This is a genomic window from Pseudomonas violetae (assembly GCF_023072615.1).
In the GTDB taxonomy this organism is placed as follows: domain Bacteria; phylum Pseudomonadota; class Gammaproteobacteria; order Pseudomonadales; family Pseudomonadaceae; genus Aquipseudomonas; species Aquipseudomonas violetae.
Map to the genome: position 1 here is coordinate 1 of NZ_JAKNRW010000053.1, position 23,740 is coordinate 23,740.

19 protein-coding genes and 3 pseudogenes are annotated in these 23,740 nt (G+C 60.4%); 11 read left to right on the top strand and 11 right to left on the bottom strand.

Annotated features, from left to right (window positions below; translation table 11 throughout):
* Nucleotides 1–191: pseudogene (locus tag L9059_RS28880) on the top strand (transcriptional regulator); the annotation flags it as partial.
* On the opposite strand, the pseudogene L9059_RS28885 reads toward L9059_RS28880, so the two are convergent.
* The 7 genes and pseudogenes from L9059_RS28885 to gshB all read right to left on the bottom strand — a co-directional run.
* Nucleotides 121–1,059: pseudogene (locus L9059_RS28885) on the bottom strand (dihydroorotase); the annotation flags it as partial. The pseudogenes L9059_RS28880 and L9059_RS28885 sit on opposite strands and share 71 nt — an antisense overlap.
* Nucleotides 1,056–2,075, bottom strand: a complete 1,020-nt coding sequence (locus tag L9059_RS28890) for an aspartate carbamoyltransferase catalytic subunit (RefSeq protein WP_247294408.1) — start codon at nt 2,073–2,075, stop codon at nt 1,056–1,058. The pseudogene L9059_RS28885 and the gene L9059_RS28890, both read right to left, overlap by 4 nt.
* 27 nt (nt 2,076–2,102) lie before the next feature.
* Nucleotides 2,103–2,609, bottom strand: a complete 507-nt coding sequence (pyrR, locus tag L9059_RS28895; protein WP_247294410.1) for a bifunctional pyr operon transcriptional regulator/uracil phosphoribosyltransferase PyrR — start codon at nt 2,607–2,609, stop codon at nt 2,103–2,105.
* 81 nt (nt 2,610–2,690) lie between these two features.
* Nucleotides 2,691–3,134 carry a Holliday junction resolvase RuvX gene (gene ruvX / locus L9059_RS28900; protein WP_247294412.1) on the bottom strand — a complete coding sequence of 148 codons (444 nt, stop codon included), beginning with the start codon at nt 3,132–3,134 and terminating at the stop codon, nt 2,691–2,693.
* Nucleotides 3,134–3,706: a YqgE/AlgH family protein gene (locus L9059_RS28905; RefSeq protein ID WP_247294414.1), complete on the bottom strand. Its 573-nt coding sequence runs from the start codon at nt 3,704–3,706 to the stop codon at nt 3,134–3,136. The genes ruvX and L9059_RS28905 overlap by 1 nt, the downstream gene beginning before the upstream one ends.
* 192 nt (nt 3,707–3,898) lie before the next feature.
* Complete coding sequence (locus tag L9059_RS28910) at nt 3,899–4,798, bottom strand: energy transducer TonB (protein WP_247294416.1); 900 nt, start codon at nt 4,796–4,798, stop codon at nt 3,899–3,901.
* Nucleotides 4,799–4,917: 119 nt separating this feature from the next.
* Nucleotides 4,918–5,889, bottom strand: coding sequence for a glutathione synthase (gene gshB, locus L9059_RS28915; RefSeq protein ID WP_247294419.1), 972 nt, complete (start codon nt 5,887–5,889; stop codon nt 4,918–4,920).
* A gap of 346 nt (nt 5,890–6,235) precedes the next feature.
* Between gshB and pilG the strand changes: the two genes are divergently transcribed.
* Genes pilG through L9059_RS28945 form a run of 6 tightly spaced genes read left to right on the top strand, consistent with a single transcriptional unit; the run spans nt 6,236 to nt 16,095 of the window.
* Complete coding sequence (gene pilG, locus L9059_RS28920; RefSeq protein WP_077046044.1) at nt 6,236–6,640, top strand: twitching motility response regulator PilG; 405 nt, start codon at nt 6,236–6,238, stop codon at nt 6,638–6,640.
* A gap of 57 nt (nt 6,641–6,697) precedes the next feature.
* Nucleotides 6,698–7,063 (top strand): twitching motility response regulator PilH, encoded by a 366-nt coding sequence (gene pilH / locus L9059_RS28925; protein WP_247294420.1) that lies wholly within the window; start codon nt 6,698–6,700, stop codon nt 7,061–7,063.
* Nucleotides 7,064–7,073: 10 nt separating this feature from the next.
* Complete coding sequence (locus L9059_RS28930; protein ID WP_247294422.1) at nt 7,074–7,607, top strand: chemotaxis protein CheW; 534 nt, start codon at nt 7,074–7,076, stop codon at nt 7,605–7,607.
* Between the two features lie 51 nt (nt 7,608–7,658).
* Entirely contained in the window at nt 7,659–9,719 is a 2,061-nt protein-coding gene (locus L9059_RS28935) for a methyl-accepting chemotaxis protein (RefSeq protein WP_428480305.1), read from the top strand.
* Between the two features lie 36 nt (nt 9,720–9,755).
* Complete coding sequence (locus tag L9059_RS28940) at nt 9,756–15,647, top strand: Hpt domain-containing protein (protein WP_247294424.1); 5,892 nt, start codon at nt 9,756–9,758, stop codon at nt 15,645–15,647.
* Nucleotides 15,640–16,095, top strand: a complete 456-nt coding sequence (locus tag L9059_RS28945) for a chemotaxis protein CheW (RefSeq protein ID WP_247294426.1) — start codon at nt 15,640–15,642, stop codon at nt 16,093–16,095. Before L9059_RS28940 ends, L9059_RS28945 begins: the two co-directional genes overlap by 8 nt.
* Nucleotides 16,096–16,219: 124 nt before the next feature.
* On the opposite strand, the gene L9059_RS28950 is transcribed toward L9059_RS28945, so the two are convergent.
* Nucleotides 16,220–16,591, bottom strand: a complete 372-nt coding sequence (locus L9059_RS28950; RefSeq protein WP_247294427.1) for a DUF6124 family protein — start codon at nt 16,589–16,591, stop codon at nt 16,220–16,222.
* A gap of 260 nt (nt 16,592–16,851) precedes the next feature.
* On the opposite strand from L9059_RS28950, the gene trhA reads away from it, so the two are divergent.
* On the top strand, nt 16,852–17,469 hold the full coding sequence (trhA, locus tag L9059_RS28955; RefSeq protein WP_247294429.1) for a PAQR family membrane homeostasis protein TrhA: 618 nt from the start codon (nt 16,852–16,854) through the stop codon (nt 17,467–17,469).
* Nucleotides 17,470–17,522: 53 nt separating this feature from the next.
* Here trhA and L9059_RS28960 read toward each other — a convergent pair whose 3' ends face one another.
* Both L9059_RS28960 and L9059_RS28965 read right to left on the bottom strand, forming a co-directional pair.
* Complete coding sequence (locus tag L9059_RS28960; RefSeq protein ID WP_247294431.1) at nt 17,523–18,242, bottom strand: 16S rRNA (uracil(1498)-N(3))-methyltransferase; 720 nt, start codon at nt 18,240–18,242, stop codon at nt 17,523–17,525.
* A gap of 152 nt (nt 18,243–18,394) precedes the next feature.
* On the bottom strand, nt 18,395–19,801 hold the full coding sequence (locus tag L9059_RS28965) for an adenosylmethionine--8-amino-7-oxononanoate transaminase (RefSeq protein WP_247294433.1): 1,407 nt from the start codon (nt 19,799–19,801) through the stop codon (nt 18,395–18,397).
* Nucleotides 19,802–20,021: 220 nt separating this feature from the next.
* Here L9059_RS28965 and L9059_RS28970 point away from each other — a divergent pair, with 220 nt between their 5' ends.
* From L9059_RS28970 to L9059_RS28980, 3 genes are all read left to right on the top strand, one after another.
* The gene (locus L9059_RS28970; protein ID WP_247294435.1) at nt 20,022–21,764 is read left to right on the top strand and encodes a flavin monoamine oxidase family protein; all 1,743 of its coding nucleotides are present in this window, start codon (nt 20,022–20,024) and stop codon (nt 21,762–21,764) included.
* 338 nt (nt 21,765–22,102) lie between these two features.
* The gene (locus L9059_RS28975) at nt 22,103–22,654 is read left to right on the top strand and encodes a cytochrome b (protein WP_247294437.1); all 552 of its coding nucleotides are present in this window, start codon (nt 22,103–22,105) and stop codon (nt 22,652–22,654) included.
* Between the two features lie 32 nt (nt 22,655–22,686).
* Nucleotides 22,687–23,280, top strand: a complete 594-nt coding sequence (locus L9059_RS28980) for a YceI family protein (protein ID WP_247294439.1) — start codon at nt 22,687–22,689, stop codon at nt 23,278–23,280.
* A gap of 187 nt (nt 23,281–23,467) precedes the next feature.
* On the opposite strand, the pseudogene L9059_RS28985 reads toward L9059_RS28980, so the two are convergent.
* A pseudogene (locus L9059_RS28985) lies at nt 23,468–23,740 on the bottom strand (DEAD/DEAH box helicase); the annotation flags it as partial.

Consider the following 23,740-nt stretch of genomic DNA (forward strand, 5'->3'; position numbering starts at 1 on the left):
TGAAAGGCGACGCTGGCCTGAAGAAAGAAATCGAATTTGAAACCAAGTTGCGCGCTCTGCTTGCCGAGTACGGCTACAGCCTGCCGAACGTGATCAACCTGCTTGATCCGAAGTCTGGTCGTCGCGCTCGTGAGGCTGGTGGTGGCTGGAGATGGCCGACACCACGCCAGATTTCACCGCCTCACGCAGGCCATCGCGGTCGGCGCGGGTGCGCAGCGGCGGCTGGACGTGATAGAGGCTGCTGAAATCGATCAGTGCTTCATCCGTCAGGATCAGCTGATACAGGGCGACATCGGCAGTCACCGGCAAGCCGCGGGCCTGGGCCTGGGCGATCAGGGCGACGCCACGGGCGCTGGTGAGCTGGCTGAAGTGCGCGCGTACGCCGCTTTGCTCGACCAGTAACAGGTCCCGGGCCAGGGCCACGGTTTCGGCAGTTTCTGGAATGCCCGGCAGACCGAGGAAGCTCGCGGTCGGGCCTTCATGGGCCAAGCCACCTTCAGCCAGATCATGGTCCTGGGAGTTGAAGATAACCGTCAGGTCGAACGTTGCCGCATATTCAAGCGCCCGGCACAGGGTGCGGGTGTTGCGGAAACTGTCCAGGCCATTGCCGAACGCCACGCAACCGGCATCGCGCAATGCAACCAGCTCTGCAAGCTGTTCGCCATCGAGGCCTTTGCTCAGGGCACCGATCGGAAATACTTTGGTGTTGCCGGCCTCACGGGCGCGGTCGAGGATCAATTCGGCTACGGCCGAGGAATCCAGTACCGGTTTGGTCTTCGGTGGACAGCACAGGCTGGTCACACCGCCGGCTGCTGCCGCGCGGGTTTCGCTGATGATCGAGCCTTTGCGGCTGTAGCCAGGCTCGCGCAGGGCGACGTTCAGGTCGACCAGGCCAGGAGCGGCTACCAGGCCTTGGGCGTCGATGGTGTCGACTGCGACGAAACCGGCAGGTGCAGCCCCCAAGGCGATGATCTTGCAGGCTTCAACGTGGATATCGGTGACTTGATCCAGCCCGCTGACGGGATCGATGACGCGTGCGCCGAGAATGCTGAGCTTCACTGGGCGTTCTCCTGCTCGAATTGACCTTGCTCTAATTGTCGCTGTGCAGTCTGTCCGCTCATGGCCATGGACAAAACGGCCATACGAATGGCGATCCCGTAGGTCACCTGGTTGAGGATCACCGAGTGGGGGCCATCGGCTACTGCGGACTCAATCTCCACCCCGCGATTGATCGGGCCCGGGTGCATGACGATGCAATCGGGTTTGGCCCCGGCGAGGCGTGCGGTAGTCAGGCCGAACAGGCGGTAGAACTCGCCCTCGCTCGGTAGCAGGCCGCCCGTCATGCGCTCACGCTGCAGACGCAGCATGATCACCACGTCGACGTCTTTCAGGCCTTCGGTCATGTCGGTGTAGACCTTGACGCCGTATTGCTCGATGCCGATCGGCAGCAGGGTCTTCGGCGCAATCACGCGGATGTCCGGGCAGCCCAGGGTTTTCAGCGCCAGCATGTTCGAACGTGCGACCCGCGAGTGCAGGATGTCGCCGACGATGGCCACCGACAGGTTCTCGAAGCCGCCCTTGTGCCGACGAATCGTCAGCATGTCGAGCATGCCCTGGGTCGGGTGCGCATGCCGGCCGTCGCCGCCGTTGATGATCGCCACTTGAGGGCAGACATGCTCGGCAATGAAGTGTGCTGCACCGGAGTCACCGTGACGCACGACGAACATGTCGGCTGCCATGGCTTCGAGGTTGCGCAGGGTGTCGAGCAGCGTTTCGCCCTTGCTCGCCGAGGAGGTCGACACGTTAAGGGTGATCACGTCCGCCGACAGGCGCTGGGCTGCCAGTTCGAAGGTGGTGCGGGTGCGGGTGGAATTCTCGAAGAATACGTTGCACACGGTCTTGCCGCGTAGCAGCGGGACTTTTTTCACCGCCCGGGCGCCGACTTCAAGGAACGAATCGGCGGTGTCGAGGATTTCCGTCAGCAGCTCGCGGCGCAAACCGTCGAGCGAGAGGAAGTGGCGCAGCTGGCCCTGATCATTGAGCTGCAGCGGGCGCTTGGTGTCTAGAGGCGTCATCGCGAGGGGGACTCTCAATAGGGCGGATTAAAGGGCGAAGTCTTGCAGTTCCAGCACGAGCGGCGATGGCCCGGACAGTTTCACCCGCTCATGGGCAGCCAGCGACAGGGTGGCGCCGACCACGTTCGGGCGGATCGGCAGCTCGCCAGCGTCGAGGTCCAGCAGGCAGACCAGCGTCACGCTGGCCGGGCGGCCGTAGTCGAACAGTTCGTTGAGGGCGGCGCGAATGGTTCGGCCACTCATCAGCACGTCGTCGATCAGTACCAGGTGCTGCCCTTCGATCTCGAACGGCAGGGCAGAAGGGCGGACCTGCGGGTGCAAGCCGTTCTGGCTGAAGTCGTCGCGGTAGAAGGAGACGTCCAGGGTGCCGAGGGGCGCGTCGCTGCCCAGTTCATCGAGCAAGGCCTGGGCGACCCAGACGCCGCCGGTGCGAATGCCTATGTAGCGCGGTTCGCTGATGCCGCGATGTTCCAGATGCGCCTTGAGGCGGGTCGCCATCTGGCTGATTAGTTCGGCGGGATTGGGCAGGCTCATGGTTGCTCCTTCTTAGGCCCGGGCCAGATTCTGCTTGTGCGATGGCCCGGGTTGCAGCTTAGAGAGTCGCGAGGCGGCTCTTCAGGATTGGGATTGGAACAGTGCGGTGTTTTCGTCGAGCCAGCCTTGCAGCAGCAGGGCGGCGGCAATGGCGTCCACGGGGTTGTCGCGGTAGCTGCCTTTTTGTCCGCCTCGATCACGCCGTTCGCCCTTGGCTTCAAAGGTGGTCAGGCGTTCATCGTGGGTATAGAAGGGCAGGTTGTAGCGGCCATTGAGGCGGCGGGCGAATTTTTCCGCGCGCAGGCACATGTCGCTGGGCGTCCCGTCCATATTCAGGGGCAGGCCGACCACGACAGCGTCGGGTTTCCATTCCTTGATCAGGGCTTCGACCTGGTTCCAGTCGGGAATGCCATTCTGCGCCTTCAAGGTGCACAGCTCGCGAGCCTGGCCGGTAATCACTTGGCCGACCGCAACGCCGATCTGTTTGGTGCCGTAGTCGAACCCGAGAATCAACCGCAGGGCCATCAGGCGTGCCCCGCCTGGCTGGTCAGCAGGCTGAGGTTGATCCCCAGGTGTCGGGCCGCTGCCTCCAGGCGCAGTTCGCTGCTGGTATTGAACAGGATGTCGGCGTTGTACGGGCAGGTCAGCCAGGCGTTGTCGGCCAGCTCGGACTCCAACTGCCCGGCTTCCCAGCCGGCGTACCCGAGGGTGATCACGCTTTTCGCCGGACCGATGCCATCGGCAATTGCGAACAGCACGTCCTGGGAGGTAGACAGGGACAGGTCGCCTTCCAGGTCAACGGTCGCCTGATAGGTCTGCCCTGAAGGGTGCAGGACAAAACCGCGATCGGTCTGCACCGGGCCGCCCATGAAGATCGGTACATGCTGGCACAGCGCTGGTGGCTCGATATCCGGGCGCAATTGCTCGAGGATGTCGGCCAGATTCAGGTCTTGCGGACGGTTGACGACCAGCCCCATGGCACCATTGGCCGTGTGCTCGACGATGTAGGTCAAAGTGTGTGCAAAGTTCGGGTCGGCCATGTGCGGCATGGCGATCAGAAAATGATGCTTGAGGTAACTGGGGCTGACGTTTTTCATGAGCGCTAGTGTGGCGTTGGAGGGGCAAACTGACAAGCTGGGGATGCACAGGAAATACCGCAAATCTCGACAACCACTGCCCCTGTAGGAGCGAGCTTGCTCGCGAGAAACCCGAGAGCGCCGTGGGGTGGCTATTTTTCAGCGTTATCGTTGACGACCATCGCGAGCGAGCTCGCTCCTACAGGATGGGGGTCAGTTGCTGGAAAGTCTGTCGCCGCGGGCGAATTTCCAGGTGCGGATGATTTCCAGGCGGTCGATGTCCGAAAGGTCCCCGGTAAAAGGAGCAAACGGTGCTGCGAGCCGCACGATGCGCTGGGCAGCCTGGTCCAGCAGCGGCTGACCGGAGGATTCAAGTACCAGCACTTCATACAGCGAGCCGTCGTGGTTGATCGAGACCATCAGGCGCAAATTGCCGTAGATCTGCTTGCGTCGTGCTTCGTCAGGGTAATTCAGGTTGCCGATGCGCTCGACTTTCTTGCGCCATTGATCCTTGTACCAGGCACCCTTGTCGCGCATGGTCGAGGCGGCGCTCAGGCGGTGTATGCGCGGGCGCTTGGCGTACAGCTGTTGTTCGTTGGCCAGTTCTGCCTCGAGGCTGGCGATGTCGCTGGACAGCTGTTCACTGTCGAATGTCGGTGCGGCCACCTTGGGCTTGGCTTCGGCCTTGGGCGCTTCGGTTTTTGCCGGGGCTTTCTTGGGCTTCGGCGCAACGGTGGTCACCGCAGCCTTGGGCGGCGCTTCCTGGACTTCAGGCTTGGCGGCCGGAGGCGGTGTGACTTTCTGCACCTTGTTGTCCTGGAAGGGTGCGACCTCGGTGGTCTTGGGAGTCGCCTTTTTATCCAGGGTGCCGCTGCCCTGCTGATTTTCCTGGGCGAGGAAATCGGCTTTCTCGGGCTTCTTTTCACTTTTGAAGGTGGCGAGGGTGATTTCCAGGGTTTTGCTGATTTGTTTGGGCTCGACCATGCTGAAGCCAATGCCCAGCAGCACCGCCAGATGAATCAGTGCTGCGAGAAACAGGGTAAATCCGAGGCGATCGGCCGGGCGCACACCACGGTGGGCGAGTTCGGCGGGCAGATCGGACGGAAGTGTCATGGTGAAAAAACCAACATCGCGTTTTTAGGGGCTCGGCATGATAACGCAATGTTGGTTTTTAGCTTCAAGCTTGAAGTTTCAAGCGACAAGCTGCATTGGGTGGATTTCACATTTGCAGCTTATGGCTTGGCGCTTATGGCTTGCGCTTGCAACTTCTTCTCGATCGCGTCCATCAGCAGGCCGCCAATGTCGGTGCCGAAGGCATTATCGATTTCGCGGATGCAGGTGGGGCTGGTGACGTTGATTTCCGTCAGGTGCTCGCCAATCACGTCCAGACCGACGAACAGCAGGCCTTTCTCACGCAATGTCGGGCCGACCTGAGCGGCGATCCAGCGATCCTTGTCGCTCAATGGACGAGCTTCACCACGACCGCCAGCCGCGAGATTGCCACGGGTTTCACCGGCTGCCGGAATCCGCGCCAGGCAGTAATCCACAGGCTCGCCGTCGATCATCAGGATGCGCTTGTCGCCGTCCTTGATCGCCGGCAGGTAAGCCTGTCCCATGATCTGCTGGGTGCCCAGCGCGGTCAGTGTCTCGAGAATGACCGACAGGTTCGGGTCGCCAGCGCGGTGACGGAATATTGAGGTGCCGCCCATGCCGTCCAGAGGCTTGAGGATCACGTCGCCGTGCTTGGCGGCGAACTCACGCAGCACGTCGGCGCGACGGCTGACCACGGTCGGTGGGGTGCACTGCGGGAACAGTGTGGCGAACAGTTTCTCATTGCAGTCGCGCAGGCTTTGCGGTTTGTTGACCACTAGTACGCCGGCGCGCTCGGCTTGCTCCAGCAGGTAAGTGGAGTAGACGAACTCCATGTCGAACGGCGGATCCTTGCGCATCAGGATCACGTCCAGATCGCTCAGGAGTACGTCAGTCTCGGCCTCCAGCTCGAACCATTTTTCCGGGTTGGCGAAGACTTTCAGCGGGCGCATGCGTGCCCGGGCTTCGCCTTCTCCCTGATACAGGTCGCGCTGTTCCATATAGAACAGTTCCCAGCCGCGCTGCTGTGCGGCCAGCAGCATGGCCAGCGAGCTATCCTTTTTATAGGAGATGCTGGCAATGGGATCCATGACAATACCGACACGAACGCTCATGGGGGTTTCCTCGAATGGGTGGGGCTGTCTCGATCCCCTGTAGGAGCGAACTGGCTCGCGATAAACCAGAGAACACCGCCGGGTGTCAGGCTATCGACGTAATCGTTGACGACCTTCGCGAGCAAGCCAGTTCCCACAGTGGGTCGGGCCGCAGGGCTATATAAAAGTGGCGTCAGAGTGGCGCCGGGCGTGTTTGCGGTCAAGGAAAAACCACCGTGCCAGTCGCCCGATAGATTGGATTTGGAGACTGTGCTAAAAAGGCGTAGCCCTTGATCATCAAGGGTTTCGAGCCCGAGAAGATCCGAAAACGGACAATTTGATTCGCAAAGGCGACGGTAGAGCAAATATGGATCAGCATTCCAGCGCCTTGAAGGTCATGGTGATCGACGATTCGAAGACGATTCGCCGCACCGCCGAAACGTTGCTGAAAAATGTGGGCTGCGAGGTCATCACGGCCATCGATGGTTTCGATGCGCTGGCTAAAATCGCAGACAATCATCCCGGCATCATCTTTGTCGACATCATGATGCCGCGCCTGGATGGTTATCAGACCTGCGCCCTGATCAAGAACAACAGCGCGTTCAAATCCACGCCAGTGATCATGCTGTCGTCCAGGGACGGGCTGTTCGACAAGGCCAAAGGACGTATCGTCGGCTCCGACCAGTTTTTGACCAAGCCTTTCAGCAAGGAAGAATTGCTGAACGCGATCCAGGCCCATGTTCCGGGGTTTGCCGCCGTTTTGCCGCAGTAGGACACGCACAGTGACGCTCGGCCAACGGGCCCGGCGCCGACAAGAATGGGGAAGACCATGGCACGAATTCTGATCGTCGACGACTCGCCGACCGAAATGTACAAATTGACTGGCATGCTGGAAAAGCACGGTCACGAAGTGTTGAAAGCCGAAAATGGCGCCGACGGCGTGGCCCTGGCCCGCCAGGAAAAGCCCGACGCCGTGTTGATGGACATCGTCATGCCTGGCCTCAACGGGTTTCAGGCCACCCGTCAGCTGACCAAGGACCCGGAAACCGGGCACATTCCAGTGATTATCATCACCACCAAGGATCAAGACACCGACAAGGTCTGGGGTACGCGCCAGGGCGCCAAGGATTACCTGACCAAGCCGGTCGACGAAGACACCCTGATCAAGACCCTGAACAACGTGCTGGCCAGATGATCATCGGGCCATGAGCGAATCGCCGACTGCCTTTGAACTGCTGCTGCAAATCGATCAGCGCTGCCGTCTGCTGGCGGCAGACTTGCCTTCCCAGCCAGCCCGCCAGGACAGTTGGAGTGGCATTGGCTTTCGTCTGGGCGAGCACTGGTACGTCGCTCCCATGGGCGAAATCAGTGAAGTCCTGCACGAGCCGCGATTTACCCAGTTACCCGGAGTAAAAACCTGGGTCAAGGGCGTGGCCAACCTGCGGGGGCGCTTGTTACCGATTATGGATGTCTGCGGCTTCTTCGGCCTGGAGCTGTCGGTGGTGCGCAAGCAGCGGCGGGTATTGGTGGTGGAGCACAACGAGGTGTTTGCCGGGTTGATGGTCGACGAAGTTTACGGTCTGCAGCATTTTGCCCAAGGCAGCTTGGAACCGGTGGTTAACTTGAGCGGCCCGATTGCACCGTTTATCAAGGGACGGTTTCAGCGCGAACAGGATTGGCAGGTATTTAGTCCATTTGCGCTGGCGCAGTCGCAAGGCTTCATGCACGTCGCGCTGTAAACGCAGAGCTCTGTGGTGGGCTGGTAGATGTGGGTTAACAGGCGAGGACCGATGATAAAAGCTAAATCAGGCAAGCCAATGGAAGGGTCGCGCAGCCGGTCGCAGATCATCGTGCTGTTCATCGCGCTGATCATCTTCATCATGCTGTTGTTCGCCAACTTTGCGTACCTCAACACCCAGGCCACGTACGATAAACAGTACATCGGCCACGCCGGCGAGCTGCGTGTGCTGTCCCAGCGCATCGCCAAGAATGCTACTGAAGCCGCCGCCGGCAAGGCCGCCGCGTTCAAGCTGCTCAGCGATGCGCGAAATGATTTTGCCCAGCGCTGGAGTTATCTCAAGCAAGGCGACCCCTCCACCGGCCTGCCCTCGGCGCCCTCTGCCGTGCGCCCGGAAATGCGCGCAGTACAAACGGACTGGGAGCGTCTGCTGAAAAATACCGACGCCATCCTCACCAGCGAACAGACTGTCCTGTCGCTGCACCAGGTAGCGGCAACCCTGGCCGAGACTGTGCCGCAGCTGCAGGTCGAATACGAAAAAGTCGTCGAAATTCTCCTGCAGCGCGGCGCGCCTGCCGCCCAGGTCGCGATGGCTCAACGGCAATCGCTGCTGGCCGAACGGATCCTGGGTGCGGTGAATACCGTGTTGTCCGGGGATGAGAGTTCGCAACAGGCCGCCGATGTCTTTGGGCGCGATGCGGCACGATTCGGCCAGGTCCTGACGGGCATGCTGCAAGGTGATCCGGCGCTGAAAATCAGCCAGGTCGAGGACCGCGATGCCCGGGCCCGCCTGGTCGATATTGCCGAGCTGTTCGAATTCGTCTCGGGTTCCGTTGATGAAATTCTCGAAACTTCGCCAGAGCTACTCAAGGTTCGGGAATCAGCGACAAACATCTTCAGCCTGTCGCAAACCCTGCTGGACGAAGCCTCGCATCTGGCCAATGGTTTTGAAAACCTTGCCGGCGGACGTCACACCGACACCATAGGCGGTTATGTCCTGGGTTTGCTGGCGCTGACTTCAATCATCCTGATCGGCCTGGTGATGGTGCGTGAAACCAATCGTCAGCTGCGCGAAACTGCCGAAAAGAACGAACGCAACCAGAACGCGATCATGCGCCTGCTCGACGAGATTGAAGACTTGGCAGACGGCGACCTGACGGTGACGGCCTCGGTGACGGAAGATTTCACCGGCTCCATCGCCGACTCGATCAACTACTCCGTAGACCAATTGCGCGACCTGGTGGCAACCATCAACCTGACTGCCGGCCAGGTTGCCGCCGCCGTGCAGGAAACCCAGGCCACGGCCATGCACCTGGCGCAAGCCTCTGAGCATCAGGCGCAGCAGATCTCCGAAGCATCCACGGCCATCAACGACATGGCCCAGTCCATCGACCAGGTGTCGGCCAACGCGGCTGAGTCCTCGGCGGTGGCCGAGCGGTCGGTGGAAATCGCCAACAAGGGTAATGAGGTGGTGCATAACACCATCCATGGCATGGATAACATTCGCGAGCAGATTCAGGACACCGCCAAGCGTATCAAGCGACTTGGTGAGTCTTCCCAGGAAATCGGCGACATTGTCAGCCTGATCGACGACATCGCCGATCAGACCAACATTCTCGCTCTGAACGCAGCGATTCAGGCCTCGATGGCGGGTGACGCCGGGCGCGGTTTCGCGGTAGTTGCCGATGAGGTGCAGCGCCTGGCCGAGCGCTCCTCCGCAGCGACCCGACAGATTGAAACCCTGGTGCGGGCGATTCAGACTGACACCAATGAAGCCGTGATTTCCATGGAACAGACCACTATCGAAGTGGTGCGCGGTGCACGTCTGGCGCAGGATGCCGGAGTGGCCCTGGAGGAAATCGAAGGCGTTTCCAAAGTGCTCGCGGCGCTGATCCAGAGTATTTCCAATGCCGCCCAGCAGCAAACGTCCTCGGCCGGACAGATCTCCCTGACGATGAATGTGATCCAGCAGATCACCTCGCAAACCTCGTCGGGCTCCACTGCAACCGCCGAAAGCATCGGCAACCTGGCGATGATGGCCAGTCAGTTGCGGCGTTCGGTGTCCGGTTTCACCTTGCCCGCGGCAAGTGCGCAGGCTGCTGATAAAGTATAGGGCGTGGCAGGCGCAGGATTTTTGATTGGAGTGGTTATGGCTGATCGGCACGACTATGTGGCCCTCGAGTGGGTCAAGGGCGAGATTGCCGAAACGCTGAGGCAGGCGGCGCTCCATCTGGAGAGCATGGCCATCGACGAAGAGCAGACCCCCCTGGCGCTAGCCGAATGCCTGGCGTGCATCCATCAGGTTCACGGCAGTTTGCAGATGGTCGAATTCTACGGCGCGGCGCTGCTGGCCGAAGAAATGGAACAACTGACCCAGGCGTTGCAGCAGAATCGCGTGAGCCATCGTGAAGAGGCGATCCACCTGCTGTTGCAGGCACTGGCGCAACTGCCGGTGTATCTCGACCGGGTGCAAAGTGCGCGCCGGGATCTACCGCTGGTGGTGCTGCCCCTGATCAATGATTTGCGCAGTGCCAGGGGCGAGAGCCTGTTGTCGGAAACCAGCCTGTTCAGCCCGCAACTGCCGGACTTACCAGCGCTGGACGAAGCAGCGCTGGCGCTGCTGGAGCCGGCAGAGTTTGCCAATGTGTTGCGCAAGTTGCGGCAGATGCTGCAACTGGCATTGGTTGGATTGCTGCGTGAGCAGGATGACGATACTCACCTGGGTCACCTGGCCAACGTGTTTGCACGACTCGAAAGTATCTGTGGCCACGCGCCGCTCAGTACGTTATGGCAGGTGACCTCGGCGTTGGTGGAAGGTATGCGGGGCGGCGCGATTGCAAACAGTCCGGCGCTGCGCAGCCTGTTCAAAGACACGGACAAGGAACTCAAGCGCCTGCTCGAAGAGGGCATGCGCGGCATCAATCAACCGGCACCACCAGAGCTGCTCAAGAGTTTGCTGTTCTACATTGCCAAGGCCGACCACCCCACCGGGCGCATGCTGACCATGAAAGATCGCTACTCCCTCGAGGAAGCGTTGCCTGACAGCGCATTGGTTGATGAAGAGCGCGCACGCCTGGCCGGTCCAGACCGCGATGCGATGCGTTCGGTGTTGGTAGCGCTGTGCGAAGAGCTGGTACGGGTCAAGGAGCGCCTGGACCTGTTCGTGCGCAGCGACCGTCAACACATTGCCGATCTCGACAACCTGCTTTCACCCCTGCGACAAATCGCCGACACCCTGGCGGTGCTGGGTTTTGGCCAGCCGCGAAAGGTGATCATCGATCAGTTGGCGGTGGTCCTGAGCATGGCCCAGGGCCAGCGCGAACCCACAGACGCCATCCTCATGGACGTCGCGGGTGCCTTGCTCTACGTCGAAGCGAACCTGGCCGGTATGGTTGGCAACCTGGAACCGCAAAGCCAGGAAGACATCCGCCTGCCGACCACCGATCTGACGCAAATTCACCAGATCGTCATCCGCGAAGCGCGCATCTGCCTGCAACAGGCCAAGGACATGATCGTCGACTACATCGACGCCGACTGGGACCGCCAGCACCTGCAGCCCTTGCCAGCCTTGTTGACGCAGATCCGCGGCGCGCTGGCGATGATCCCGTTAAGCCGGGTGGCCAGCCTGGTCGAGGCGTGCAATCAGTTCATCCGCGAGCACCTGTTGCTGGATCCTGGTCAGCCAGGTTGGCAGGAACTCGACAGCCTGGCCGACGTGGTGACCAGCATCGAGTATTACCTGGAGCGCCTCAGCGATGATCCCGAGGCAGCTGGGGAGCAAGTACTCGACGTGGCCGAGAAAAGCCTCGCGGCCTTAGGGTTTTTCCCCAGCGCCCGGCACGTACCGGTACTTGAAGATGTGCTGGAGACGACTGAAGCGCAGCTCATGCAGGAGCTGCAGGCGTACGGTGGTCCGGAGTTGGTGCAGACCCTCGCGGACGTTTTCGCCAACCCTGTGTCCGCTGTGAATCCGCCGGCGCTGCATACCCCCGGCAGCCTGCTGCCTCCGCCCTCGGACGAGGAACCGGTGGACGATGAACTGCGTGAAGTGTTCCTCGAAGAAACGGACGAAGTCCTGGAGATCCTCCGTGAATATCTGCCGCGCTGGACTGCCGATCCGCACAACACCTCGGCCCTGAGTGAGCTGCGCCGGGCCTTCCATACCTTGAAAGGCAGCGGCCGGATGGTTCGGGCGCTGGTTCTGGGCGAGCTGGCGTGGGCAGTGGAAAACTTGCTCAATCGAGTGCTCGAACGCAGCGTGAAACCGGGTCCGGGGGTGCAACAACTGCTGGCTGATGTGCTGCAGTTGTTGCCGGAGCTGGTCGCAGAGTTTGCCCGCAATGCCCAGCGCCAGCGCAACGATGTCGATCAGGCGGCGGCCCGAGCACATGCCTTGGCCAAAGGCGAGCAACCGTTGATGGATGGAGGCGTCGAGGATGTCGCGGCGCTCGATCCGCTGTTGCTGGAGATATTCCGCAACGAAGCGGAGACCCATTTGGGTAGCGTCAATCGCTTCCTCGATCAGGCCGCCGAGCATGTGCCATTGCAGGCCAGTGACGAGTTGCAGCGCGCCTTGCATACGCTCAAGGGCAGCGCCTCGATGGCCGGCGTGGTGCCGATCGCCGAGCTGGCCGCGCCGCTTGATCAACTGGCCCGCGAGTACAAGGCGCACTTGCTCGCGCTGGATCTGGATGAAGTCGAACTGTTACTTGAAGCTGAAGGGCTTTTCCGGCTCGGCCTGCGCCAGCTCAAGACTGATCCGCTGGCCGAAATACCCGGCGCGCAGAGCTTGATCGAGCGAACCCATGCGCTGCTGGCAGCGCGCCTGCAAACCTTGATGAGCGCACCCCACAGCGGGCCACGCATCAAGCGCGATCCGCAATTGATCAACAACTTTTTGGCCCAGGGCATGGACATCCTGCTGGACGCCGAGAGCTTGCTGCAACGCTGGCAGCAGCACCCCGGCGAGCGCCAGGAACTCAGCGCTCTGCTGGACGAATTGACCACCCTTGGTGAAGGTGCGCACCTGGCTGATCTGCATCCGGTGGATGAGCTGTGTGAAGGCTTGCTCGATCTGTACGGTGCAGTCGAGGAAAGCAGCCTGGCGGTCAGCCCGGCGTTTTTCCATGAGGCGCAAAGTGCCCATGAAGCGCTGATCAACATGCTCGATGAGCTGGCGGCCGGCCAGGAAGTCAGCCCGCAACCTGCACGCGTGAGAGCCTTGCGTAATCTGCTGGATGAAAGCCTGGATCCGTCGGCGACCGGTCTGATTCGCAGCGACGGCAGCCGCGCCCTGAGCATTCGCGAGCTGGGCAGCGCCACTGCCGAACTGGCGCAGTCAAAGCAGGACGACGCTATCGTGTCGATTTTCCTTGAAGAAGCTGTGGATATTCTCGAAAGCTCGGGCCAGGCGTTGCAACGCTGGTTGAGCGAACCGGACAACGCTGCGCCGCTGCTGTCCCTGCAGCGTGACCTGCACACCCTCAAGGGCGGCGCGCGGATGGCCGAAGTCGAGTCGGTGGGTGAACTGGCCCATGAACTGGAAGGGCTGTACGAAGGCCTGGTGGACCGCCGCTATCATCACAGCGACGTCTTGGTGCAGCTGTTGCTGCGCAGCCATGACCGCCTCGCGCAGCTGCTTGAGCAGCTGCAGGAGAACCCTCTTCTGGGCGATCCAGATGAGCTGATAGAGGCCATCCGCGAGTTTCGCCAGAACAACCTCAGTAGCGCCGAAGTGGCTGAACCGCTGTCGATCAGCGATCAGCCAGGCCATGATCCGGAGCTGCTGGAGATCTTCCTGGAAGAAGGTTTCGATATCATCGAAAACTCCGGCGCGGCGCTGGTGCGCTGGCAGGCCGAGCCGGCGAATCGTCAGGAAGTGGAAAACCTGCTGCGTGATCTGCACACCCTCAAGGGTGGCGCGCGGATGGTCGAAATCGCCCCGATCGGTGATTTGGCCCATGAGCTGGAGTTTCTCTATGAAGGCTTCTCGGCGGGCATACTGCAACCGACCGCAGCCTTGTTCGGGCTGTTGCAGAGCAGCCATGACCGACTGGCGCAAATGCTCGACGCGGCCCGCGCCGGTCAACCGATGCCGCCTGCCGACCAGTTGATCGACTCGATCCGCAATTTCAGTCACCCGGCGCTGCCCGCAGATCCTGCCGTGGCGCCTGTGGTACTTAAGCCGGAGCCCCCTGCACTGCAGCCTGACGCCGGCGCTGACATGGTCAAGGTCTCGGCGGAGCTGCTGGATGATTTGGTCAACCTGGCCGGTGAAACCTCAATTTCTCGCGGGCGCATTGAACAACAGGTCAGCGATGCACGGGTGGCCCTGAGCGAAATGGATACCACCATCGAGCGCATGCGCGACCAGTTGCGCCGCCTTGATACGGAAACCCAGGGACGGATTCTCAGTCGCCAGCAGGTGGATGCCGAACGTTTGGGATATGAGGAGTTCGATCCGCTGGAAATGGATCGTCACTCGCAGCTGCAACAGCTTTCGCGAGCGCTGTTCGAGTCCGCTTCCGACCTGCTTGACCTCAAGGAAACCCTCGACCGGCGCAATCAGGACGCCGAGAACCTGCTGCAACAGCAAGGGCGCATCAACACCGAACTGCAGGAAGGCCTGATGCGTACCCGCATGGTGCCGTTCGAGCGGATGTTGCCGCGCCTCAAGCGGATCGTTCGTCAGGTCTCCAGCGAACTGGGCAAGGATGTGCAGTTCATCGTCGCAAACGCCGAGGGCGAGATGGACCGCAACGTTCTCGAACGCATGGCCGCGCCGCTGGAGCACATGTTGCGCAACGCCGTGGACCACGGCCTGGAGTCCTCCCAGGTGCGCATCGCCGCGGGCAAGCCGGCTCAAGGGACTGTTACCCTCGACCTGTCTCGGGAAGGGGGGGATATCATTTTTGATATCCGTGATGACGGCGCCGGCGTGCCACTGGATGCCGTACGCCGCAAGGCGATCCAGCGCGGATTGCTGGCACCTGACAGCGATATTAGCGACCGCGACGTGCTGCAATTCATCCTGCAACCGGGATTCTCCACAGCGGAAAAAATCACCCAGATTTCCGGGCGTGGCGTGGGTATGGACGTGGTTCACGAAGAGGTAAGGCAGCTGGGCGGGACCATGAGCATCGACTCGGTACCCGGACAGGGCGTGCACTTTCGCCTCCGCCTGCCGTTCACCGTGTCTGTCAACCGGGCACTGATGGTGCAATGCGCCGACGATCAGTACGCGATCCCGCTGAACACCATCGACGGCATTGTTCGTGTCTTGCCCAACGAACTTGAAGGCCACTACCGTCTGGATCCGCCAACCTATAAATACGCCGGGCAGCACTATGAGTTGTGTTACCTCGGCGAACTGCTGAAAACCAGCAGCCGCCCGAAACTACTGGGGCAAAACCTGTCGCTGCCGGTATTGCTGGTGCAGTGCAACGAACGCCATATCGCCGTGCAAGTCGATGCGATGGCGGGCACTCGCGAGATTGTGGTCAAGAGCCTTGGCCCGCAATTCGCCGCCGTCCAGGGCCTGTCCGGGGCAACGATCCTGGGGGATGGCCGGGTGGTGCTGATTCTTGACCTGCTGGCGCCGATCCGCGCCATGCAGACCCGCTTGCCGCGACAGGCCCTGATGCAAGACGCCGAGCCCGAGCCGCACAAACCCTTGCTGGTGCTAGTGGTCGATGACTCGGTCACTGTACGCAAGGTCACCAGTCGTTTGCTGGAACGCCACGGCATGAACGTGCTGACTGCCAAAGATGGAGTCGACGCCATGTTGCTACTGGAAGAGCACCTGCCTGACCTGATGCTGCTGGACATCGAAATGCCGCGCATGGATGGCTTCGAAGTAGCCACGCAAGTGCGCGCGGACGAGCGCACGCAGCACCTGCCGATCATTATGATCACCTCGCGCACCGGGCAGAAACACCGCGACCGCGCCATGGCCATTGGCGTCAACGATTACCTTGGCAAGCCCTATCAGGAATCGGTGCTGCTCGAAAGCATCGCATTCTGGAGCAAACCCCATGCTTGAACATCGCACGAGCAACCTCACCGGGCTGCTGTTGCCCTTGGCCGATCGCCACCTGATCCTGCCCAATGTGGCGGTCGCCGAACTGATCGACTACCAGCCGGGCATGTTCGACCTGGATACACCGCCCTGGTATCTGGGGCGGGTAGGGTGGAGGGACCGGCAGATTCCATTGCTCAGTTTCGAGTCGGCGTGCGGTCAGAAAATCGTCATGGGCGAGCGGGTACGAATCGTGATCCTCAACGCCCTGGGTGGGCGGCCAGAGCTGAAGTTCATCGCACTGTTGGTCCAGGGTATTCCACGGTCCTGCAAGCTCGATAGCCAGTTGAGCTATGTCGATGTGCCCTTGTGTGCGCTGGAGCAGGCGGCGGTGCAAGTGGGTGATCAAGTGGCCAAGGTGCCCGACTTGCTGGCGCTGGAAGGGTTGCTGGTGGAGGCGGGGTTGGTCTGACGGGCCCCATCGCGGGCAAGCCTTGCCCACAGAGGCCGTGCAATGCCGTAAATCTTTAGCCACCCACAAAAACCTGTGGGGGCAAGGATTGCCCGCAATGGCGTCAGTCCTGCCACTACATAAATTACAGACTGCTCGCAGAGGCCGCCCCATCCGAACAATCCGCCACCCGATTCACCGCCAACTCCGCCAGCATGATGATTTGCTGGATGGCCATGGCTGTGTGGCGTTGGGAGCCTTCCAGATACCCGACGAAATCGCTGACCAGCAAACTGGCGGAGGCGAGGCTGTCGCGAGCCATGGCCAACAGTTTTGAGCAGTCCACATCGGGGGCGACGACAAATAATGCGGTGGGGCTTGCAGGCTTTTCCTCACTCGGAGGATTCAGGTAATGGTTGAGGGCGCGATCAGCCGCCTCATGGAGTTTTTTTGAACCCATTGAGGCATAGGGCGTGATTGATTGGGTGTCGGGGTGCTGAAAAATGGCTGTGGACATGTCGATCTCCGTTGCTGCGTCCGGTGCCGCGTAGGTTCAGGTTTTTAAGCCTGATCGATGAGTTGTCATCGAACTGTAACGGTAGGTGGGCGGAGTCTGAGGAGCAACCTGAAAGCTTTGTGGGAACGCTCCTAGGATGTCGTCGAATGGTCCTACAGCAACGCGTAGGATGCTCGCGCAGAGGGTTTTTTACGTTGCGCTTTCAGCTCCTAAGCCTGAGCCTTGTGCACTGTCGTAGCGGATTTCGAGGTGGGCAATAGATGTATCACGGGGAAAAATTGAACGCCTGGACGCACCTGGTCGGGGCGGTGGCGGCCTTTGTCGGCGTGGTGTGGATGCTGGTGATTGCCAGCATGGACGGCAGTCCGTGGAAGATTGTCAGCGTGGCGATTTATGGGTTCACCTTGTTGGTGCTCTACAGCGCCTCGACCGTTTACCACAGCGTGAGGGGGCGTAAGAAAGCGATCATGCAGAAGGTCGATCACTTTTCGATCTATCTGTTGATCGCGGGCAGCTACACGCCGTTTTGCCTGGTCACACTACGCGGGCCCTGGGGCTGGACCTTGTTCGGGATCGTCTGGGGGCTGGCGTTGATTGGCATCCTGCAGGAGATCAAACCGCGTTCGGAAGCGCGGGTACTGTCGATCGTGATTTACGCGGTGATGGGCTGGATCGTGCTGGTGGCGGTCAAGCCATTGCTGGCCGCGCTGGGCTCGGCAGGGTTTGTCTGGCTGGCGTCGGGCGGGGTGTTATACACCGTAGGGATTATCTTTTTTGCGCTGGATCACCGGCTGCGGCATGCGCATGGGATCTGGCATTTGTTTGTGATTGCGGGGAGTTTGCTGCACTTTGTGGCGATTTTGTTTTATGTGCTGTGAATAACAGATCAAAGAAAGATCGTCGCGTTCGGACGATCTTTTGCTTTTGGGATCTAGAAATCCCCCCAAAGCTGCTGGGCCACCGCCAACGCCACAACCGGCGCCGTTTCGGTACGCAGCACCCGCGGGCCAAGCCGTGCCGCGTGAAAGCCCGCGCCCTTGGCTTGATCAACTTCGGCATCTGACAGCCCGCCTTCCGGCCCGATCAGAAACGCCAGCGTGGTGGGTTTGGCATGACTCAGCAACGGCTCGGCCACGGGATGCAGCACCAGCTTCAAATCCGCTTCAGTCTGCTTGAGCCAGTCAGCCAACAACTGTGGCGGATGAATCACCGGTACTCTCGACCGCCCGCATTGCTCACAGGCGCTGATTGCCACCTGGCGCCAGTGCATCAGGCGTTTGTCCGCGCGCTCATCCTTGAGGCGCACTTCACAGCGGTCGCTGAAGATCGGGGTGATGTCGCTCACGCCCAGCTCAGTGGCTTTCTGGATCGCCCAGTCCATCCGCTCGCCACGGGACAAACCCTGGCCGAGGTGGATCTGCAGGGGGGATTCGATCTGGCCGGAGAAGCTCTCGTCGATCTGCACCACCACGCGCTTCTTGCCAACCTCCACCAACCGGGCTCTGAACTCCTGCCCCGAGCCGTCGAACAGCTGCAACGCATCACCTTCGGCCATGCGCAGCACGCGGCTAATGTAATGCGCCTGGGCCTCGGGCAGTTCGTGTTCGCCGGTGCTCAGGGGGGCGTCGATAAAGAAGCGGGACAGTCTCATTGGTGGTCTCTGGAAAAATATTAATCATCTGAATCTGTGGCGACTCCATTCGCGAGCGAGCCCGCTCCCACAGGTGGAACGCATTCCAATGAGGGAGCGGGCTTGTTCGCGAAGGCGGCGGGCCAGGCACCTGCAAGCTCAAGGCCAACCCATCAGCCCGGATCGCGGAACCCCGGGTGGAAGTTTTCCGGCACCGACACGCTAACGCTGTCACGCGTCGCAATGTCGATCCCTTCGCTGGCCACTTCAGCCAGAAAGTCTATCTGATCAGGCGTGATCACGTACGGCGGCAGGAAGTACACCACGCTGCCCAGAGGGCGCAGCAAGGCCCCGCGTTCCAGCGCATGCTGGAACACCTTCAGGCCACGGCGTTCCTGCCACGGATAGGCTTCTTTGGTGGCCTTGTCCTTGACCATCTCGATCGCCAGCACCATGCCGGTCTGGCGCACTTCCGAGACGTTCGGGTGATCCGCCAGGTGCGCCGTGGAGGAGGTCATGCGTTGCGCCAGGACCTTGTTGTTCTCGATGACGTTGTCTTCTTCGAAAATATCCAGGGTGGCCAGCGCCGCCGCACAGGCGAGCGGGTTGCCAGTGTAGCTGTGGGAGTGCAGGAAGGCGCGCAGGGTCGGGTAGTCGTCGTAGAAGGCGCTGTAGACATCTTCGGTGGTGACGCAGGCCGCCAGCGGCAGATAGCCCCCGGTCAGGGCCTTGGACAGGCACAGGAAGTCTGGACGGATGCCGGCCTGTTCACAGGCGAACATCGTCCCGGTGCGTCCGAAACCAACAGCAATTTCGTCGTGGATCAGGTGCACGCCATAGCGATTGCAGGCCTCACGCAACAGCTTGAGGTAGACCGGGTGATACATGCGCATGCCGCCGGCGCCCTGGATCAGGGGCTCGACGATCACTGCCGCGACCGTGTCGTGGTTTTGCGCCAGGGTCTGTTCCATGGCGACGAACATGTTGCGCGAATGCTCTTCCCAGCTCATGCCTTCAGGTCGCAGATAGCAATCCGGGCTCGGCACCTTAATGGTGTCGAGTAGCAGCGCCTTGTAGGTTTCGGTAAACAGCGGCACATCGCCGACCGACATCGCGGCCATGGTTTCGCCGTGGTAGCTGTTGGTCAGGGTGACGAAGCGCTTTTTGTTCGGTTGGCCGCGGTTGAGCCAGTAGTGAAAGCTCATTTTCAACGCGACTTCGATGCAGGACGAACCATTATCGGCGTAGAAGCACCGGGTGAGGCCTTCCGGTGTCATCTGCACCAGGCGCTCGGACAGTTCGATCACCGGCTGGTGGCTGAAGCCGGCGAGGATCACGTGCTCCAGCTGGTCGACCTGATCCTTGATGCGCTGGTTGATCCGCGGGTTGGCGTGGCCAAACACGTTGACCCACCAGGAACTGACGGCGTCGAGGTAACGTTTGCCTTCGAAGTCTTCCAGCCACACGCCTTCCCCGCGCTTGATCGGGATCAACGGCAGCTGTTCATGGTCTTTCATCTGGGTGCAGGGATGCCACAGCACCGCAAGATCGCGTTGCATCCACTGATTATTCAGGCCCATATTTAGTCTCCTCGAGGCAGTCCGTGACAAACGCGGACATACAATCGCGCAAGCCTATGCAATGACTGGCCCTGGAACAACCCATTGGGGCAATTGAGCTACATTGAATGGGGCGATAGACGTCGCTGGCGGCCATTTGATGGCTGACGTATTCTTCGCCGCTCCTTGAGTCGTCTGACTCGAAAACTGTTCTTCCTCGTGTATTTCCGGAGTTCGCTGAATGTCTGCTGGTTGGCTGCGCGCCTGTGCGCTGGTGATGTTGGGCCTGTTCAGCGTGTCTGCGCTGGCCAAGGATAAAACAGCGATCGTGATCGGTGGTGGGCTGTCCGGCCTGACGGCGGCTTACGAGCTGCAGAACAAAGGCTGGCAGGTCACCCTGCTGGAAGCCAAGCCGAGCCTGGGCGGTCGCTCCGGTATGGCCACCAGTGAGTGGATTGGCAACGAAAAAACCCAGCCGGTGCTGAACAAATACGTCTCGATGTTCAAACTGGGCACCACGCCGGCCCCGGAATTCGTGCGCACGCCGAGCTACCTGATCGATGGTGTGTATTACAGCGCAGCCGACCTGGCGACCAAGGACCCGACCACCGCCGAAGCGCTCAAACGCTACGAAAAGACCGTTGACGACATGGCGCGCTCGATCGAAGACCCGCAGAACCCGGCGGCGAACAACACGCTGCACGCCCTTGATCAGATCAACGTGTCCAACTGGCTCGACCGCCTGACACTGCCCGCCACGGCCCGTCAGTTGATCAACCAGCAGATACGCACCCGTTATGACGAGCCTTCGCGCCTGTCGTTGCTGTACTTCGCACAGCAGAGCCGCGTTTACCTGGGCGTTTCCGATCGTGACTTGCGCGCTTCGCGCCTGCTGGGCGGCAGCCAGGTGCTGGCACAGGCATTCGTCAAGCAACTGAAGACCATCAAGACCAGTTCCCCGGTGTCGGCCATCATTCAGGACAAGGATGGCGTGACCGTCAAGGTCGGCAGTGTTGGCTATCAGGCTGACTACGTCGTAGTGGCTGTGCCATTGCGCGCGCTGAACAAAATTCAACTGACCCCCGCACTGGATGCCCAGCACCTGGGCGCGATCAAAGGCACCAACTACGGCTGGCGCGACCAGATCATGCTGAAGTTCAAGACGCCAGTGTGGGAAAGCAAGGCGCGCATGTCCGGCGAGATCTACAGCAACACTGGCCTTGGCATGTTGTGGGTGGAGCCTGCGCTGAAGGGCGGCGCCAATGTGGTGATTAACCTGTCCGGCGACAACGCCCGTGTGATGCAGGCCTTCGGCGACAAGCAGATGGTCGATCAGGTGCTGATTCGTCTGCACGCTTTTTATCCCCAGGCCCGCGGCTCGTTCACCGGTTATGAAATCCGTCGTTACAGCACCGACCCCTCCATGGGTGGCGCTTATCTGGCCTTTGGTCCTGGCCAGATCAGCAAATACTGGCGCCTGTGGGAACGCCCGCTGCAGCGTGTAGCGTTCGCTGGCGAACATACCGACACCCTGTATCCGGGCACGCTGGAAGGCGCATTGCGCACCGGCCAGCGCGCGGCCAGCCAAGTTCAAGACCTGGCGGCGGGCAAGTCGTTTGAGCCGGCGAAGGTGGTGCCGGTGGCGGCTGCGGCAGCAGGTGCGGTTGCGGCGAAGAAGGGCAATTTCTTCACCAATCTGTTCGGTGGTTCCGATGACGAGAAGAAGCCGGAGCCTTTAAAGGCCCCAGCACCCGTCGCTCCGGTTGCCCCAACCCCGGCGCCGGTACCAGCGCCTGCTCCGGTTGAAGCACCGAAACCAGCGGCACCTGCGAAAGCCGAGCCTGCAAAAAAGGCCCCGGCCAAGGCTCCGGTGAAAAAGCCGGCAGCCAAGACCGAAGTCAAGAAGGCACCGGTGAAGAAAGCCGAGCCGGCGAAGAAGCCAGCGGTCAAACCAGCTGCTAGTACTGAGGCCAGGACTCAGTAAAGCTTTTCGGTGAACAGAAGCGCAGCTCCAGGGCCGCGCTTTTTTTTGCTCGCACGATCGCCTTCGCGGGCAAGCTCGCTCCCACAGGAAGCGGTGTTGTACATGAATGCTCTGAACACAACCGGTTGTGTGGGGCTTGCCCGCGAAGGCGCCGTTTCAAGCGCCACAGAAATTACCGCCACCACTAACATCTCGCCACACTTTGGCCTTTAATCTTTCCTTAACTCACCTATTTCAAACTGTTTATCGTATTTCTCGATATTTCAAAGCAAAATTTTCCGCTTTAATTCGATAGATAAGTCGATAGTCTTGGTCGCAGTTCTCACAGGATTTGGGCAATGCAGCTACGTAACTCTTCTTCGCGCTACGGTTGGATCAGCGTCTTCTTGCACTGGGGTGTGGCACTGGCGGTCTTCGGATTGTTTGCGCTGGGCTTGTGGATGATCGACCTGGACTACTACAGCACCTGGCGTAAAGACGCGCCGGAACTGCACAAGAGCATTGGCCTGGTGTTGTTGGCCGTCATGTTGCTGCGGGTGCTGTGGCGGTTCATCAGCCCACCTCCGCCTACCCTGGAAAGCTACAGCCGCATGACGCGCCTTGGCGCCAAGTTTGGCCACTCGTTCCTGTACCTGGGCTTGTTCGCTGTGATGATTGCCGGTTACCTGATTTCCACCGCAGACGGTGTCGGGATTCCGGTGTTTGGCTTGTTTGAAGTGCCTGCATTGGTTTCCGGGCTACCGGACCAGGCAGATACCGCCGGTTTGATTCATTTCTACCTGGCATGGGCGCTGGTCATTTTCTCCGGCCTTCATGCGTTAGCAGCATTGAAGCACCACTTTATCGATCGTGATGCGACCCTGGCGCGAATGCTGGGCCGCAAAGCCTGAAGCTCAACCTCGACTCCAAAGGAATAGAAAGCATGTTGAAAAAGACTCTCGCCGCTCTGGCAATCGGTTCCGCTCTGCTGTCCGCCAACGTAATGGCGGCTGACTACACAGTGGACAAGGAAGGCCAGCATGCCTTCGTCGATTTCAAGATCAGCCACCTGGGCTATAGCTTCATTACGGGTACCTTCAAGGACATCGACGGCAAGTTCAGCTTCGATGCGGCCAAGCCTGAAGACAGCAAGATCGAGTTCAATGTGAACACCGCCAGCGTATTCACCAACCACGCTGAACGTGACAAGCACATCGCCAGCGGCGACTTCCTGAACGCCAGTAAATTCGGCAAGGCGACCTTTGTTTCCACCAGCGTCAAATCCACCGGCAAAAACGCTGCTGGCCAGGAAACTGCTGATGTCGCGGGCGACCTGACTCTGGCTGGCGTGACCAAGCCAATCGTGGTCAAGGCCACTTTCCTGGGTGAAGGCAATGATCCATGGGGCGGCTACCGTGCAGGCTTCGAAGGCACCACCAGCATCAAGCGTTCCGATTTCGGCAAGCAGAAAGACTTGGGTCCGAAGTCCGATGCGGTCGAGCTGTACATCTCGTTTGAAGGTGTGAAAGCGAAATAACATTCGCCGCTGACACAAAAACGCCCCCGATCTCGCGATCCGGGGCGTTTTTTATTGCCTGGCGCAATCCACGCAGGCGATGAAATCCACTGTGGGAGCGGGCAAGCTCGCTCCCACGGGGTTTGCGTTCGCCAGAAAAAATGCCCCGGATCGTGAGAGCCGGGGCACTTTTTATTGCGGGTTTAACTCAGCGATTGCGAGTCAGCAGCGCTGGTTTTTCACCGCGAGGACGGCCTGGCAATTGATCAAGCTGTTCAGGTGTCGGGAAACGATCGGTTTTCGACTCCTTGTGAATGATCTTCGGGGCCGGGCCGCGCGGGTTCTGCACTGCAGGTTCCGAACGGGGCTGATCGTCACGCGCCGGGCGGCGATTGCGACCTTCTTCGCGACGGGCCTGACCGTCACGTGGAGCACCGCTGCGTGGGCCACTGCGCTTGGCCGGCGGAGTACCGGTGGTGGC

What these genes read in the sequence shown, in the direction of transcription:
- pilG (WP_077046044.1), top strand. Translation starts at nt 6,236, where the DNA reads ATGGATCAGCATTCCAGCGCCTTGAAGGTCATGGTGATCGACGATTCG.
- L9059_RS28970 (WP_247294435.1), top strand. Translation starts at nt 20,022, where the DNA reads ATGTCTGCTGGTTGGCTGCGCGCCTGTGCGCTGGTGATGTTGGGCCTG.
- pilH (WP_247294420.1), top strand. Translation starts at nt 6,698, where the DNA reads ATGGCACGAATTCTGATCGTCGACGACTCGCCGACCGAAATGTACAAA.
- L9059_RS28940 (WP_247294424.1), top strand. Translation starts at nt 9,756, where the DNA reads ATGGCTGATCGGCACGACTATGTGGCCCTCGAGTGGGTCAAGGGCGAG.
- L9059_RS28965 (WP_247294433.1), bottom strand. Translation starts at nt 19,801, where the DNA reads ATGGGCCTGAATAATCAGTGGATGCAACGCGATCTTGCGGTGCTGTGG.
- L9059_RS28975 (WP_247294437.1), top strand. Translation starts at nt 22,103, where the DNA reads ATGCAGCTACGTAACTCTTCTTCGCGCTACGGTTGGATCAGCGTCTTC.
- trhA (WP_247294429.1), top strand. Translation starts at nt 16,852, where the DNA reads ATGTATCACGGGGAAAAATTGAACGCCTGGACGCACCTGGTCGGGGCG.
- L9059_RS28950 (WP_247294427.1), bottom strand. Translation starts at nt 16,591, where the DNA reads ATGTCCACAGCCATTTTTCAGCACCCCGACACCCAATCAATCACGCCC.
- L9059_RS28910 (WP_247294416.1), bottom strand. Translation starts at nt 4,798, where the DNA reads ATGACACTTCCGTCCGATCTGCCCGCCGAACTCGCCCACCGTGGTGTG.
- L9059_RS28930 (WP_247294422.1), top strand. Translation starts at nt 7,074, where the DNA reads ATGAGCGAATCGCCGACTGCCTTTGAACTGCTGCTGCAAATCGATCAG.
- L9059_RS28945 (WP_247294426.1), top strand. Translation starts at nt 15,640, where the DNA reads ATGCTTGAACATCGCACGAGCAACCTCACCGGGCTGCTGTTGCCCTTG.
- L9059_RS28960 (WP_247294431.1), bottom strand. Translation starts at nt 18,242, where the DNA reads ATGAGACTGTCCCGCTTCTTTATCGACGCCCCCCTGAGCACCGGCGAA.
- gshB (WP_247294419.1), bottom strand. Translation starts at nt 5,889, where the DNA reads ATGAGCGTTCGTGTCGGTATTGTCATGGATCCCATTGCCAGCATCTCC.
- pyrR (WP_247294410.1), bottom strand. Translation starts at nt 2,609, where the DNA reads ATGAGCCTGCCCAATCCCGCCGAACTAATCAGCCAGATGGCGACCCGC.
- L9059_RS28905 (WP_247294414.1), bottom strand. Translation starts at nt 3,706, where the DNA reads ATGAAAAACGTCAGCCCCAGTTACCTCAAGCATCATTTTCTGATCGCC.
- L9059_RS28980 (WP_247294439.1), top strand. Translation starts at nt 22,687, where the DNA reads ATGTTGAAAAAGACTCTCGCCGCTCTGGCAATCGGTTCCGCTCTGCTG.
- L9059_RS28935 (WP_428480305.1), top strand. Translation starts at nt 7,659, where the DNA reads ATGATAAAAGCTAAATCAGGCAAGCCAATGGAAGGGTCGCGCAGCCGG.
- L9059_RS28890 (WP_247294408.1), bottom strand. Translation starts at nt 2,075, where the DNA reads ATGACGCCTCTAGACACCAAGCGCCCGCTGCAGCTCAATGATCAGGGC.
- ruvX (WP_247294412.1), bottom strand. Translation starts at nt 3,134, where the DNA reads ATGGCCCTGCGGTTGATTCTCGGGTTCGACTACGGCACCAAACAGATC.